Annotated in this window: 16 protein-coding genes and 6 tRNA genes; 21 read left to right on the top strand and 1 reads right to left on the bottom strand. The window is 42.9% G+C overall.

From position 1 onward, the window contains the following. Positions 1-50 precede the first annotated feature (50 nt). Positions 51-653, bottom strand: coding sequence for a rhomboid family intramembrane serine protease (locus tag ACFPZG_RS13955; RefSeq protein ID WP_283733825.1), 603 nt, complete (start codon positions 651-653; stop codon positions 51-53). 93 nt (positions 654-746) lie between these two features. Here ACFPZG_RS13955 and acpS point away from each other — a divergent pair, with 93 nt between their 5' ends. The 21 genes from acpS (at position 747) to ACFPZG_RS13850 (ending at position 12958) form a co-directional block, all read left to right on the top strand. Further along, positions 747-1106 (top strand): holo-ACP synthase, encoded by a 360-nt coding sequence (acpS, locus tag ACFPZG_RS13950; protein ID WP_317941089.1) that lies wholly within the window; start codon positions 747-749, stop codon positions 1104-1106. An 83-nt stretch (positions 1107-1189) separates the two neighbouring features. Beyond that, complete coding sequence (locus ACFPZG_RS13945; protein WP_283733826.1) at positions 1190-2191, top strand: LolA family protein; 1002 nt, start codon at positions 1190-1192, stop codon at positions 2189-2191. Between the two features lie 71 nt (positions 2192-2262). Further along, a complete protein-coding gene (gene alr, locus ACFPZG_RS13940; protein WP_317941090.1) occupies positions 2263-3381 on the top strand; it encodes an alanine racemase in 1119 nt (372 codons plus the stop codon). A gap of 154 nt (positions 3382-3535) precedes the next feature. After that, the gene (locus ACFPZG_RS13935; protein WP_283733827.1) at positions 3536-3808 is read left to right on the top strand and encodes a transcriptional regulator; all 273 of its coding nucleotides are present in this window, start codon (positions 3536-3538) and stop codon (positions 3806-3808) included. Between the two features lie 4 nt (positions 3809-3812). After that, positions 3813-4163, top strand: coding sequence for a type II toxin-antitoxin system PemK/MazF family toxin (locus ACFPZG_RS13930; RefSeq protein ID WP_283733828.1), 351 nt, complete (start codon positions 3813-3815; stop codon positions 4161-4163). A 178-nt stretch (positions 4164-4341) separates the two neighbouring features. After that, positions 4342-5169 carry an RsbT co-antagonist protein RsbRA gene (locus tag ACFPZG_RS13925; RefSeq protein ID WP_283733829.1) on the top strand — a complete coding sequence of 276 codons (828 nt, stop codon included), beginning with the start codon at positions 4342-4344 and terminating at the stop codon, positions 5167-5169. Then, positions 5169-5531, top strand: a complete 363-nt coding sequence (locus ACFPZG_RS13920; protein ID WP_317941092.1) for an STAS domain-containing protein — start codon at positions 5169-5171, stop codon at positions 5529-5531. Before ACFPZG_RS13925 ends, ACFPZG_RS13920 begins: the two co-directional genes overlap by 1 nt. A 2-nt stretch (positions 5532-5533) precedes the next feature. After that, positions 5534-5932: an anti-sigma regulatory factor gene (locus ACFPZG_RS13915; RefSeq protein ID WP_283733830.1), complete on the top strand. Its 399-nt coding sequence runs from the start codon at positions 5534-5536 to the stop codon at positions 5930-5932. A 14-nt stretch (positions 5933-5946) separates the two neighbouring features. Then, the gene (locus ACFPZG_RS13910) at positions 5947-6945 is read left to right on the top strand and encodes a PP2C family protein-serine/threonine phosphatase (RefSeq protein ID WP_283733831.1); all 999 of its coding nucleotides are present in this window, start codon (positions 5947-5949) and stop codon (positions 6943-6945) included. Positions 6946-7027: 82 nt separating this feature from the next. After that, the gene (locus tag ACFPZG_RS13905) at positions 7028-7369 is read left to right on the top strand and encodes an STAS domain-containing protein (RefSeq protein ID WP_317941094.1); all 342 of its coding nucleotides are present in this window, start codon (positions 7028-7030) and stop codon (positions 7367-7369) included. Further along, positions 7356-7829, top strand: a complete 474-nt coding sequence (rsbW, locus tag ACFPZG_RS13900) for an anti-sigma B factor RsbW (RefSeq protein ID WP_317941095.1) — start codon at positions 7356-7358, stop codon at positions 7827-7829. Before ACFPZG_RS13905 ends, rsbW begins: the two co-directional genes overlap by 14 nt. After that, positions 7804-8589, top strand: a complete 786-nt coding sequence (gene sigB / locus ACFPZG_RS13895; protein WP_317941097.1) for an RNA polymerase sigma factor SigB — start codon at positions 7804-7806, stop codon at positions 8587-8589. The genes rsbW and sigB overlap by 26 nt, the downstream gene beginning before the upstream one ends. Continuing rightward, complete coding sequence (locus tag ACFPZG_RS13890; RefSeq protein ID WP_283733833.1) at positions 8589-9191, top strand: PP2C family serine/threonine-protein phosphatase; 603 nt, start codon at positions 8589-8591, stop codon at positions 9189-9191. The genes sigB and ACFPZG_RS13890 overlap by 1 nt, the downstream gene beginning before the upstream one ends. A 99-nt stretch (positions 9192-9290) precedes the next feature. Further along, positions 9291-11450, top strand: a complete 2160-nt coding sequence (locus tag ACFPZG_RS13885; protein ID WP_317941100.1) for a Tex family protein — start codon at positions 9291-9293, stop codon at positions 11448-11450. A gap of 21 nt (positions 11451-11471) precedes the next feature. Beyond that, the gene (locus ACFPZG_RS13880) at positions 11472-11927 is read left to right on the top strand and encodes a SprT family protein (RefSeq protein WP_283733834.1); all 456 of its coding nucleotides are present in this window, start codon (positions 11472-11474) and stop codon (positions 11925-11927) included. Between the two features lie 170 nt (positions 11928-12097). Beyond that, positions 12098-12172: transfer RNA gene (locus ACFPZG_RS13875), tRNA-Glu, on the top strand. A 96-nt stretch (positions 12173-12268) separates the two neighbouring features. After that, positions 12269-12343: transfer RNA gene (locus ACFPZG_RS13870), tRNA-Gln, on the top strand. A gap of 192 nt (positions 12344-12535) precedes the next feature. Next, positions 12536-12611 (top strand) — tRNA-Lys (locus ACFPZG_RS13865). Positions 12612-12686: 75 nt separating this feature from the next. Further along, positions 12687-12772, top strand: a tRNA-Leu gene (locus ACFPZG_RS13860). Positions 12773-12791: 19 nt separating this feature from the next. After that, a tRNA-Arg gene (locus ACFPZG_RS13855) sits at positions 12792-12868 on the top strand. 16 nt (positions 12869-12884) lie between these two features. Continuing rightward, positions 12885-12958: transfer RNA gene (locus ACFPZG_RS13850), tRNA-Gly, on the top strand. Positions 12959-13243 lie beyond the last annotated feature (285 nt).

Below are 13243 nucleotides of genomic sequence, written 5' to 3'. Positions count from 1 at the left end.
GCATCTTTGCCTTATGCCTGTCGCCTCTAAGCGGCCGCCCTCCGCTTTTGTTATCGCCAACTAATAATCCTCTTTGGATGAAAGTAACTTAACCCGATAATAAACCCAACAATCAGACCCGCAATATGTCCGATAACATTGACACCAGGTTGAAGGAACGTCATGATGACGCTAATAACGATAATCGGTAAAATGATTTGGCGCAGCTGTGGGAATGCCTTTTTCGTATAATACACAAGAGCCCCAAACGCACCGAAAATACCGAAAATCGCGCCGCTCGCCCCTACATGGGAGAAATCCCATCCACCAAGAAAGAAAGAGGCCACATTTGCAAAAAGCCCAGCTAAAAGATAAATCGTCAAGAATCTCGCCTTGCCTGCAACCCGTTCAAGCTCCGGACCGAAGATGAACAATGAGAACATATTGAATAGAAGATGCATTAATCCTGCATGTAAAAACATCGGCGTAATAAGTCGCCACCATTCACCATCCGAAATCAGGTAATTGATCCCTACCCCCGAATAATACAACTCTCTACTCGCTTGAATCGGCAAACCTGTTACGATATAAACAAGGATGTTTATCGCAAGCAATGCAGTTACAAATGGATATAGACGAATATATTGGGAAAAGCTTTCTGTTCTGATAAACATTTTTTCACCTTACCTTTGAATTCATTATACATAGTTTGCAATCGGATAAGAAGTCTTAAGTACCAACAATGCACATCGAAAGGGGATATAAAGTTGATAGAAGGAATCGGTTTGGATATCGTGGAATTGGATCGAATAACCCGCTTAAATGAGTCGTCGGATAAATTCCGCATACGAATCCTGTCCAATCGGGAACAAGAAGTATATGAAGCACTTCCGTCGTCGGGGCGGCGAACCGAGTTTTTGGCAGGGCGATTTGCGGCAAAGGAAGCATTTGCCAAAGCACGAGGCACGGGAATCGGTAAAGATTGCCGATTTGAACAGATTGAAATTTTACCGGCCCCTTCCGGAAAACCTGTTTTATACTTCAAAGATATTGAAGTAACGGGATTTGTATCAATAACACATACGCGATCAGTAGCAGCTGCACAAGTAATTTTATTGAAAGTATAAATACAAATTGAACAAGCTCGCATAAATGACTGTCCACTCTCATAAGATGACCTACCCGATTGAAATGAGAAAGGATGAACTGAATGCGCAGCCGAATTTTTGTTTTAATGTTAGTTGCAGTCATGGTACTTCTTGCAGCATGTGGATCGCCATCGAAAGAGGATGTCATGAAAAAGTTAGGCAGTAAATGGAACGAGGCAAAAGGATACGAGTTGGAAGCAACAATGGAAATCAAGACAGGGTCGGAGCCACGGGTTTATGATGTTGTAGTTTGGCATTCCAAGCCTGATTTTTACAAAGTCAATGTTACGCAAGCGGGTAGCACAGAATCACAAATGATCGTCAGGAATGAAGAAGGGGTATTCGTTATTACGCCATCCCTTGGGAAAACATATAAATTCCAAAGCGATTGGCCAACACAAAACAGCATGCCGTATTTAATCGGCACATTATCCGATGACATAAATGCGGATAAGAACGCCACGATGGAAGAAAAGGATAAGACGTATATATTCGAAACAGCTTCAAGAAATAATCATAAGAAAGTACTTCCGGTTCAACAGATTCACATTGATAAGAAAACCTTGCTTCCGAAATTCGTATCTGTAATGGACGAAAACAAGGATGAAAAAATCCGTGTAACATTTAAAAAGATAACGCTTGGTGTTGAGCACAAAGCGTCAGACTATCATGTAGACATGGAAGAAATCAAATCTGATAAAAAGCCTCAGTCGACCGAAAATGGTCAAACAGGCATGAAGTATTATCCAAATCTTGACTGGAATGGAACTGTTCTTGAAGAGGAATCAGTAGAGGTTGAAAATGGTACGAGAACTTTCATGACATATGGCGGTGGGGATAAGGAATTTGTTGTTGTCCAAGAGCCGGCTTCTCCTCCAAACGATCTCGTGGCGGTGTCGGTCGAAGGGGACCCTGTGGACCTTGGGTTTGCAATTGCTGCATTAACGGAAAACTCGATCCGTTGGGAGCAAGATGGAGTCGCGTTTTTCGTAGCATCCTCCACATTAACACCGGATGAACTCATAACAGTTGCTTCATCTATGCATCCGGAAAATAGCAAATAAGTTTAATTGACGGAGGTACCCCCCTAGATTGATAATAGATAGAAACATTAACCTATAATCGAGGGGACACTATGGAAAATTACCGTCCAACAAAGGCAATCGTCGATTTACAGGCAATCAGGGATAATATTAAGAATCTTAGACAGTATTTACCAAACAGCACATCGGTCATAGCCGTCGTGAAAGCGGACGGCTATGGCCACGGTGTGTTAGAAGTGGCTCGTACAGCAATTGAGGCCGGTTCTATAATGTTAGCGGTTGCTACGCTGGAAGAAGCTGTTCATCTGAGGGATTGCGGAATAACCGCGGATATACTTGTAATGGGGCCCTCACCCGTAGTTGTAGCTGAAAAAGCAGCTGCACTTGGAATTCATATTACGGTTTCAGATGCTGAATGGCTGCGTCAGGCTGTTCCGAAAATAGGTTCAGGTTTTTCCTTAAAAGTGCATGTTAAAATTGACACTGGAATGGGTAGAATTGGGCTTAGGGATGAAAAATCCCTAAACGATATTGTAGACGTGATTCAGGGCACATCTGCTTTTAGTCTTGAGGGGGCCTTTACTCATTTTGCTTGTGCGGATGAAGAGGATCCCAAAAAGTCGGAAATACAATTCAAGCGGTTTATGGATTTGGTGGCTGCATTTCCGGAAAGACCAAGGCTTGTTCATGCGTCAAATAGCGCAGCTGCCTTGTTGTATCCGGAATATGCGCTCGATGCTGTGCGATTTGGCATTAGCATGTACGGCATTCCACCATCTCGGTATGTAGAAACGAAATTACCTTTCCAGTTGAAAAGGGCTTTCACTTTGCAAACGGAGCTTGCTTATGTGAAGTTGCTTGAAAAGGGCAGTGGAGTCGGATATGGCGGGACGTATGAAACGGAACAGAGCGAATGGATTGGAACTCTGCCAATCGGATATGCGGATGGACTAAAACGCGGACTCCGAAATCAGGAAATTCTCATTGCCGGTGAAAGGATGCCGATTGTTGGCTCAATTTGCATGGATCAGTGCATGGTGAAACTACCACGCGAACTACCAGTTGGAGAAAAAGTGACATTGATCGGTCGCGAGGGCAATGAAGAAATACAAATGGAAGAATGGGCGGATCGTCTTGGGACGATTCCCTACGAAATCGCAGTTACAATTGCAAGACGTGTTCCGAGAATATATCATTCCTCGCATGGATAAGATAATACTGTTCCGGCTTTCGACAAATGACCACATTATTTGAAGATTCTTGTCAGTAAAAAGCCTACTTTGTCTTCTCATTGTCGAACTTCAATGGTAAGATAGACTTGAATAGAATCGATCGAGGGAACGGGGTCTGTCGGAGGTGCTAGTAGTGCGAGAAAAAAACGTCAAAATCATAAAAGTTCCGAGAAGGAATATAAATGAAAATGAACATACGGCCGTTCATCAGCAGCCGGAGCGTGGAGAATTCGTTTATGTTTCAACAAAGCGGTATGTGACTGATCGTGAGGCGGATACAATCCGGGAAGCGATGATGGTCGGCTACGTTGAAATGTCGCAAATCAACTTAAGAATCGCCAAAGAATGCTTGCATGCGGAACTCGAAGCCCAGCGTACGATGGAACGTCTCGTAAGCGGAGGATGAAAAGTTGGCAATAAAACGTGGAGACGTCTTTTTTGCAGACCTGTCACCCGTCGTAGGTTCCGAACAGGGAGGGACGAGACCGGTGCTTGTCATCCAGAATGACATTGGCAACCGGTTCAGCCCCACAGTGATTGTTGCAGCGATTACTGCGCAAATCCAGAAAGCAAAATTGCCGACACATGTAGAGATTAAAGCGGAACGTTATGGATTCGAGCGGGATTCTGTCATCCTGCTCGAACAAGTCCGCACAATCGACAAGTCAAGGCTCACGGATAAGATCACCCATTTGGACGAAATCGTGATGGAGCAGGTTGATGAAGCACTTGAAATAAGTTTTGGATTGGTCAAGTTTTAGAATACATATAAGAAAACACTCTGGATTCTTGTAATCCGGAGTGTTTTTTATTTTCCTCTACATCGGTAATTGGGGTTCTTAGATGCATATATTGCAAAGCAAATAAATGCCTATCGCCACATTTTTCTGTACAATAGGGAAAAGGCATTTTTAATTAGTCTGGGAGGCTTGCAAGGATATGAACAAAATTACCGTAGAAGGCATCCGTCAAAACATGGACGAAATCATTGAACGCTGGATAAAAGTGATGAAGGAAGAAAAGGGAGAACGATTTTTCCACTTCATGCCCGACCATCTTATCGAAAAGACAAGCAGAGAATTTGCGGAATTGATGACTTCGAATATAGATGAATCACATGCAGCCAATGCTGAAAAAATTAATGATTTCACTGAGAAAGTCGTACGATTCGGATGGGCGATTAAGTTCGTGAACAAGGCAATCGATAATTTTTCGGATATCGTATTTGAATTACTTGAAGAAAAGGAAGTTATTAATGATGCAAACTTCAAGTCTTTCAATCAACTATTCAAAAACTGGATTAACCCACTAAGAGAAAGCATTATAGATGCGTATTCTACTGAATGGGAGAGAACGGTTAGCTTACAGAAAATAGCGTTGCAGGAACTATCGGCTTCTTTAATACCGGTATTTGATAAGATATCAGTTATGCCACTTGTCGGAACGATTGATACTGAACGGGCTAAATTAATAATGGAAAATCTTCTAGAAGGTGTCGTCGACCAACGGGCAGAAGTTGTGCTGCTTGATATTACTGGAGTGCCCGTCGTGGATACGATGGTAGCGCATCATATCATTCAGGCGGCGGATGCAGTTCGTTTAGTTGGAGCGAAATGTATGCTTGTTGGTATTCGTCCTGAAATAGCGCAGACAATCGTAGCACTTGGCATCAACCTAAATGAATTCACAACGAAGAGTACTTTGCAGAAGGGAATGCAAGCAGCCTTAGGTCTCACGAATCGGAGAATCGTGGAGGTGGAAAACTAATGAAAACACGTATTCCAATTTTGAAGTTAAATGAAGTTCTTATCGTGTCAATCCAATGGGAATTGGACGATCAGACGGCAATTCAATTCCAAGAGGATTTATTGAATAAAATGCATGAAACCGCGGCCCTCGGTGTAGTAATAGATTTGACGCCAATAGATTTCATTGATTCCTTTATTGCGAAAGTATTGGGGGATGTTATCAATATGACTGGTTTAATGGGCGCAAAGGTCGTAATTACAGGGATTCAACCTGCAGTTGCCATTACATTGATAGAATTAGGGATTCGTTTAAATAATGTAATGACAGCATTGGATTTAGAAAACGGGTTGGATAAACTTAATAAAGAATTGGAGGCCTGAAAATGAATAGGTCTTCTGTAGAAATAATCACGGAATGGGATATTGTTGCTGCAAGGCAGTTGGGGAGAAACGAAGCAAAGAAAGTGGGGTTTGGCACAGTTGACCAAGCCCGAATTACAACCGCAATTAGCGAATTGGCAAGGAACATTTATCTATACGCTGGAAAAGGGAAAATCGAGATTGAAAGGGTGACGGATGGTGAGGTATGTGGCATTAAAGTCTTAGCATCCGATGATGGTCCGGGAATCCCTGATTTACGAAAAGTGATGGAAGATGGATACTCGACATCGGGAGGGTTAGGTGCGGGGATGCCAGGAGTCAAAAGACTAATGGATGAATTCAAAGTCATTTCCGAACTTGGAAGTGGTACTACAGTAACGGCAACTAAATGGCTCCACTAAGGAGGTGATAGGGAATGCCACAGGTAGTTGGAAGGCAGTACAAAGAGATTTTGAAAAAGTATTTGGAAAGCCATAGTGAAGAGGACCTTTATGTAGGACAACAATTCAGTAGGCGTTTTATCGAAAAGGAAATAGCGCCTGAAGATGTCATTAGCATCCATAAATCAGCGCTTCTTGAACTTCATCCTGAATTGCAAGATGAAGTATGGGATTCCCTGGACTTTCTTATCGAAATGATGATCCATTATGGATTTACATTGCGTGAACGTCAAAGTTTAATCCGAAAACAAGAAGTCATTCAAATGGAAATGAATGTTGCTACAAAAGTACAAAATACCCTTTTGAAAACCGAAAGCCCTATTGTCGAGGGATTAGATGTCGGTTGGATTTCGGAGCCAGCCAGACAGATGAACGGGGATTACGTCCATTTCCTGAATCGTGAGCATGAATCGAGCGTAGCGGTGGCTGATGTTATGGGGAAGGGTATTCCCGCAGCACTTTGCATGTCGATGATCAAATTCGGAATGGACGGCTTGCCGGGTGAAAATTCAAGTCCCGGAAATGCGTTGTCCATTATCAATCGCATTGTAGAGAAAAGCGTAGATGATTCAATGTTCATATCTATGTTCTATGGAAAATACGATTCAAAAGAACGAATCTTTTCTTATGCATCCGCGGGTCATGAGCCAGCGTGGCATTTCAATAGTGATACAGAGACTTTTTCGGAATTGGATGCGAAAGGGTTACTCTTAGGCGTCAAGGTGGATTCGGCTTATGAAGAGCGGTCGGTTTCTATGCAACAAGGTGATTTCATCGTGATGATGACGGATGGTGTAACTGAATCGAGAACAGAAGAAGGCTTCGTCGAGATGAAAACAATTCAAAATCTCCTTGTTGAAGTGAAAGATAAATCTGCAAGGGAAATTGCTGAATATGTTTACAAAAGCCTTGCGGAAATTCAAAACTATAAACTGAGCGACGACTTCACAATTGTTATCTTCAAAAAGAACTAAAATAGGTTTAGTTCTTGAATATGGGGGTATTAAATAAGTTAGTAATTTATTTACTATGAAATAAGAGAGTCGGGGTGTAGAAATGAATTTACAAGTTAATATTCTAGAAGACAACAGTGTTCAATATTTCAAGGTGGTCGGTGAAATAGACGCATTTACAGCACCTGTCCTGAAGGAAAGACTTTCAACTGTGCAAGGCATGCCAGGACTTAAGGCAGAACTTGATTTATCGGAAGTAGAATATATGGATAGTACGGGACTTGGCGTGTTTGTCGGATTTTATAAGGCGGTCACGGCCAAAGGAGGCCACGTGAAAATTACCGGTTTGAACAGGCGGTTGAACCGACTTTTCGAGATTACCGGATTGAGTGAAATTATCGATACTGAGATGATGGAAAGTGAGGACAATGATGGCACAATATGATTATATAGAAATCAAAATTCCCGCCAAAGCCCAATATGTTGGCGTCGCACGGCTAATGATCTCTGGAATCGCAAGCCGTCTTGGATTTACATACGATGACATCGAAGATTTGAAGATTGCTTCCAGTGAAGCGATTACGAATGCAGTCCAACATGCTTACGGTGGCAGTGGAGACGGGGAAATTGTTGTCGGATGCGCTATGTATGAAGAACGGTTGGAAATCATGATTGCAGATCACGGGTCAAGTTTCGATTTTGAAGAAACCAAAAAACATATCGGGCCATATAGCGCCGCTTCAGAAGAACGGTTCCAGCGTGAGGGGGGACTAGGACTTTATTTAATGGAGACGCTTATGGATGAAGTTAAAATTCATCATGAGGAGGGCGTGACGGTCTTTATGACTAAATATCTCGGCAGAGAGCGGGGCGAAGAAGATGTCAAACGATCAGCCAACTCATAAGCCAGATACGAAAGAGAAAGTTCTGGAGTGGATTAGGCAATACCAAGAAACGAATGATGATGAAGCACAGACGAACCTTGTCCTTCATTACGAACGACTCGTTCATTCCATCGCACGAAAGTATTCAAACGGAAAACCATATCACGAAGATATCGTGCAAGTTGGCATGCTTGGACTCTTAGGTGCGATTAGGCGATATGATCCGGAATTGGGCCGTAGTTTTGAAGCTTTTGCCGTACCAACAATCGTAGGGGAAATCAAACGGTTCTTGCGTGACAAGACATGGGCTGTCCACGTGCCAAGGCGTATAAAAGAACTTGGCCCGAAGATTAAGGCTGCGGTAGAAACGTTAACAACTGAGATGCAACGTTCTCCACTTGTGAGTGAAATAGCGGAATACCTCGAAACGGATGAAGAAATAGTACTCGAAGCGATGGAAATGGGAAGAAGCTATCAAGCGCTTTCGATGGATCATACGCTTGAAGCCGATTCTGAAGGCGGCACAGTAACATTATTTGACATTATTGGCGAATCTGATGACGGTTTTGAGAGAACGGATCATAGACTTGTCGTGGCAAATGCACTAAGTGTATTGTCTGAACGTGAAAGGCAGATCATTCAGTACACATACATTGAACAGCTAAGCCAAAAAGAGGCTGGAGAACGCCTTGGTATTTCTCAGATGCATGTTTCAAGACTGCAAAGAAAAGCAATAAAAAAATTGCAAGAGGCCATATTGGCTGCTGGCGGTGCTTCGTAGTGAAGGTTTTCAAAAATGAATATGTCGAGGCCTATATCTATAATGCTGCGAAACATGGAAATATCGAATCCGGGGATATGTATTTCATCCATTCGGAAAAGGACTACTTCATCTGCGCAATCGCAGATGGGTTGGGAAATGGAGTAGTTGCGAGGCAATCTGCCGAGGTCATACCTAAAACCCTTGAGCACTATCACCATGAATCGCTTGACGATCTTATGAATCGTTGCAATGAACTAATGATACAGAAACGTGGTGCGGCGGTTGCAATAGTCAGGGTGAATTTTGCTGAAGGTACCATTGAGTACAGTTGCATAGGCAACGTTCGCCTTTATATATTGCACGGTAGGGAACAGATGATTTATCCATTGCCAGTCAGTGGATTTCTTTCGGGAAAACCTCAAAAGATGAATAGTCAAAAATACAAATATAGCATTGGGGACCTCTTCTTCCTTCATTCAGATGGGGTATTGTTGAAGAGTCCGAAAGCAACTATGAAAAGTAGTTCGAATGCTTTGGAATTGTATAACCTTGTCAAAGACTCGGCCGCTGGCACTTCCGGTGACGACGCGACCTTTATAGCCTGTAGCCTGCTTCAATAATGGCGCAGGTTTTTTCTTTTGTTCATTTTTCCAGCTCGGTTGGAGTAGATAAGGCTGAAAAATGGTAAACTGTAAACAATGAAGAAAGGGTGGAAATGAATGACGAACACTATTATAGAAGCAACTGCAAAAAGAGCGGGCTTAAACGCAAAGCAAACATCCAATGTCATCTCACTACTTGACGAAGGCAATACGGTCCCTTTCATTGCGCGTTATCGGAAAGAAGCGACCGGCTCCCTCGATGAAGTGCAAATCAAAGCAATAGAAGATGCTTATCATTATGAAAAAGGTCTTGAGCAACGTAAAGAGGAAGTCATCCGTTTAATAGAAGAACAAGGGAAATTGAATGATGATCTTAGAAAAGAAATAGAAAAGGCTACTGTCCTTCAACGTGTGGAAGATTTGTACAGGCCGTATAAACAAAAGCGGCGGACAAGAGCGATGATCGCGATTGAAAGTGGGCTTGAACCACTTGCGGACAGCCTAATGAAATTCAGTCAGGAAAAACCTGAGGATCTTGCTGTACCATTTGTGGATGAAGAGAAGAATGTCGCATCTGTCGAAGAAGCATTGGCGGGGGCGCGTGATATTATTGCGGAAAGAATTGCGGACGACGCAGCCCTTCGCGAAAGTGTGCGGAAACTTACCTGGTCTGACGGACAAATCGTTTCGGCATTGAAAAAAGGGGCCGAGGACGACCGTAGTGTCTATGAAATGTATTATGAATACGAAGAGCCACTGAAAAAAGTTGTTCCGCACCGTGTACTTGCCTTAAACCGGGGAGAGAAGGAGGAAGTGCTTCGGGTCAGTGTCTCTTTCCCGACAGAACGGATCATAACTAACCTTGAACGAGCGTTGATCAAAAAACAACATTCACCATCAGCCGTACAAGTTATTGAAGCAACTGAGGATGCCTTCAAACGTCTAATCGCTCCTTCGGTTGAGCGGGAAATTAGAACAGCTTTAACGGAAAAAGCGGAAGCCCAAGCAATCCATGTATTCTCGGAAAATCTTAAAAGCCTACTATTACAACCTCCGTTAAAAGGAAGAATGGTTTTAGGTGTCGACCCTGCCTTCCGTACAGGATGTAAACTTGCAGTCATCGATGAAACAGGAAAAATGCTTGAGGTATCAGTCATTTATCCTCACCAGCCAAAGCCAGATAAAGAAGGCTCCAAGAAAACAATTTTAGCGTTACTTAAGAAATATAATATCCCGATAATTGCAATTGGGAATGGCACCGCCTCAAGGGAAACCGAAAAGTTCATAGCCGACTGCATTAGGGAATACGCAGGGTTAGTTTCATATGTCATTGTCAATGAAGCGGGGGCGAGTGTGTATTCTGCATCAGCCCAAGCCCGTGAGGAATTCCCTGATCTACAGGTGGAACAAAGAAGTGCTGTTTCAATCGCCAGAAGGTTGCAAGATCCGTTGTCTGAGCTTGTTAAAATCGACCCGGAGTCGATTGGAGTAGGACAGTACCAACATGATGTAGCGAGGAAAAAGCTTTCGGAATCCTTATCATTTGTCGTCGAAACAGCAGTGAACCGAGTCGGCGTGAACGTGAATACCGCTTCTTCCTCCTTATTGCAATACGTGGCGGGACTCTCCAAAACTGTTGCGGAAAACATCGTGAAAGCTCGTGAAGAAGTGGGCCACTTTGAAAAACGGACTCAACTTAAAAAGGTACCACGTCTTGGTGCGAAGACATATGAACAGGCAATCGGTTTCCTTCGCATACCCGAAGCGAAGGATCGCTTCGACTCGACGGGACTTCATCCGGAAAGTTATTCAGTAGCTGAACAAGTGATGGCCGAAGCGGGTATAGATAAAAACATGTTTGGAAAACAAGAGGCCGTAGATGCCCTTGCGAGTTTGGATGTTAAGGAGTTGGCCGGAAAATTAGGTGTTGGTGAAGTAACATTGCGTGATATCATTGACACATTACAGCGTCCGAATCGAGATCCTCGTGACGAATATCCGCAACCGTTATTGAAAGCGGATGTCCTCGACATGAAAGATTTATATGAAGGACTTGAAATGCAAGGAACTGTCCGTAACGTCGTCGACTTCGGTGCGTTTGTTGATATCGGTGTACATGAGGATGGACTTGTCCATATTTCAAAACTAAAAAAAGGATTTGTCAAACATCCATTGGACGTAGTCGCTTCAGGTGATATTGTGACTGTATGGGTGGATAGTGTAGATAAAAACAAAGGAAGAATCTCCTTGACGATGATCCCGCCAGCAGGGAAATGAATTGCCGGGGTGAACGGATAAATGAAACAACAGGAACTGCAGCAACTTGTCCAGCAACTATCAATTGAGTTTTTCGGCAAGCCATTTAGGCACATCTCTTCCTTTAACCCAAGGCTTCGAACAACCGGCGGAAGATATAAATTACAGGACGGTTCTATTGAGATAAACCCTACTGTCCTTGAATTATATGACGCAGATGAATTGATAGGGATCATAAAACATGAACTTTGCCATTACCATCTACATCAAGAAGGGAAAGGCTATCGCCACGGCGACACCGATTTCAAAGAGTTGTTAAGGAAAACAGATTCACCAAGATATTGCAAACCGTTGGCAACAGAAAATCGTAAACCAAGAAAGATCCATCTATATAGATGTAAATCATGCGGCCTGGAATATAAGCGCTTGAGAAGAATGGATGTAAAGAAATATAGATGTGGAAGATGCAATGGCAACATTATAAGTATCCCTTATTAACAACCTCGCCAAGCCTGTAGTATCATGGCTTGGCGAGGTTGTTTAATATTCTTTTTAAAAAAACTTGGATAAAACTGTTGACGAATTGGATATAGGTGTCTATAATAGGAAAAGTCGATAAGGCGCCGCGGACAAAACAGTTTCGAAGTCCTTATCAAATTTTAAAAAACGGCCCCTTGGTCAAGCGGTTAAGACACCGCCCTTTCACGGCGGTAACACGGGTTCGAATCCCGTAGGGGTCACCAATTATTTCATGTATAACTTCCATGTTTATGTTCATAGTAAAAAGGGTAAACGAAATAAGTACCTTGGTTGAACGACATGATAGTTAATTAAATTATTGGGGTATAGCCAAGCGGTAAGGCAACGGACTTTGACTCCGTCATTCGTTGGTTCGAATCCAGCTACCCCAGCCAATCTTTTTAAACGAGAAGCGTTTAAAAAGATTTGCGAGTAACACCGTAGGTGTTAGGAGCAAAAGATTTTAATGCCCAAAGCATTCCTGGTTTCGAAAAGAGAGCAAAAAGGTTTTAATGCCAAATGCATTCCTGGTAACACAAGAGAAGCAAAAAGGTTTAATACCAAAAGAATTCCGTTTATCACAGCACGAGCCATTAGCTCAGTTGGTAGAGCATCTGACTTTTAATCAGAGGGTCGCAGGTTCGAATCCTGCATGGCTCACCATTTTAACTTTTCTTTTTAAAAAAAGTTATTGACATATTAAATATAAGTTGTATAATAAACTATGTCGCAGAAAACGCGGTAGTGGCGGAATGGCAGACGCGCTAGGTTGAGGGCCTAGTGGGGGTTTCCCCGTGGAGGTTCAAGTCCTCTTTACCGCACCAACTTCTATTTAAACAATGAGCGCCCGTAGCTCAATTGGATAGAGCGTCTGACTACGGATCAGAAGGTTGTGGGTTCGACTCCTGCCGGGCGCGCCATACTATAATATAATACGCGGGTGTAGTTTAGTGGTAAAACCTCAGCCTTCCAAGCTGATGATGAGGGTTCGATTCCCTTCACCCGCTCCAATTAATTTTTAAAAATAACACTTGACTCAAAAGACGATAGATGTTATATTAGTAAAGTTCCTGTTTAACAGGACAACTACTAAATGAACCTTGAAAACTGAACAGCAAAACGTCAACAAATAAAGTTCTGGAGCCGACCTCGTCGGTGAAAAGAACAAAACGAATCTTCGGATTCGAAATTGACATCTTAAATGATGCCAGCAAGAATTGAGCATATCAATTTCTTCTATTATGGAGAGTTTGATCCTGGCTCAGGACGAACGCTGGCGGCGTGCCTAATACATG

The organism is Sporosarcina thermotolerans, from assembly GCF_042658975.1.
Classification (GTDB): domain Bacteria; phylum Bacillota; class Bacilli; order Bacillales_A; family Planococcaceae; genus Sporosarcina; species Sporosarcina thermotolerans.
Note: the sequence above shows the minus strand (reverse complement) of the source record. Positions and strands in the feature narration are given on the sequence as shown.